The sequence below is a fragment of the Okeania sp. SIO2F4 genome, from assembly GCF_010672385.1.
Taxonomy (GTDB): domain Bacteria; phylum Cyanobacteriota; class Cyanobacteriia; order Cyanobacteriales; family Microcoleaceae; genus Trichodesmium.
Window position 1 is genome coordinate 1 of sequence record NZ_JAAHGT010001501.1, and the last position, 1,030, is coordinate 1,030.

The 1,030-nt window shown below is 38.0% G+C and carries 1 protein-coding gene; it reads right to left on the reverse strand.

Translation table 11 applies throughout. The features are described 5' to 3' along the window. Nucleotides 1–81: 81 nt before the first annotated feature. Nucleotides 82–975 (reverse strand): transposase family protein, encoded by an 894-nt coding sequence (locus tag F6K22_RS41515; protein ID WP_293111053.1) that lies wholly within the window; start codon nt 973–975, stop codon nt 82–84. Nucleotides 976–1,030 lie beyond the last annotated feature (55 nt).

Consider the following 1,030-nt stretch of genomic DNA (forward strand, 5'->3'; position numbering starts at 1 on the left):
TATTAGAGTTGTTGGGAAATAACTTAGGTTAGAAAAAAACTCAAACGAAAACTTGATATATTTCCTGAGTAATTTGATTACTTATGCTGCTATCAGATATAAGTTCCATAATCCAGTTGCTGTTAACATTAATTTGTCATCAAAATCATACTTATGATTACGATAAATCTGACTGACAACTCCATAACGTTTCACACCCGCGAAAGCGTTTTCACATACTACCCTTGATTGGCTCAATTTTCGATTTTCTAATTTTTGTTGCTCACTTAACTCTCCCCCTTTTGGTTTTTTATGGGGGATGCGGATATTTTCATACTGATTTTGGATACCTTGGAAACCACTGTCTACTTCAATCGGAATCTCCACAGGTATATTTCCTATCAATTTATCCTGGTCATGGAACTTCTTGTCATGTAGCTTTCCTTCTCGTGCCTGGCTCAATACCAGCACTTTCTTATTTTGATTGACTGCAACTAGATGTTTGCGAGTGTGACGCTTTTTTTTTCCCGAATAATTCAGTTTTTGTTTTTCTAAGTCAGTTGGTCGTTGCACTGGTCGTTCTGTGCCATCCATTATCACTCGTTCTACTCCAGGGAAACGCTCTATGAATCCTTGGACACTGTTAATTTGACGCTCTGGCAGCACCTTTTTTTCTCCCAAGGCTGCTTCTAAAATAGGTTGTAAGCGATGAACCCAATAATGTGCCTGACTACGGTCGATATCAAACAAGATACCAGCTAAATCAAAAGTCGGGTAACACTTAAAGTAGAAGAGAATGTAGAATAACTTATATTGACTGGTACGTAAACGAGCCTTACGGCCTGCTCCAACAGAGCGTTGACGAGGTTTTGAGTGCAATGTTTGCTCAAATGTATGAGCAAAGGACTCCAACAAAGATTCAAATGCTTTACGGTTTAATCCCGTTAATGCTCTGAGTAACCTGTCTTGTTTTAAGGCTCGTTCAATATTTAGCATTTTTATGGCCAATTTCTTCTTGAATCATTTTACCTTATTTCCCAACAACTCTATT

Excerpts from the sequence above, each read along its gene's own strand:
- F6K22_RS41515 (WP_293111053.1), bottom strand. The coding sequence starts at position 975 with ATGCTAAATATTGAACGAGCCTTAAAACAAGACAGGTTACTCAGAGCA.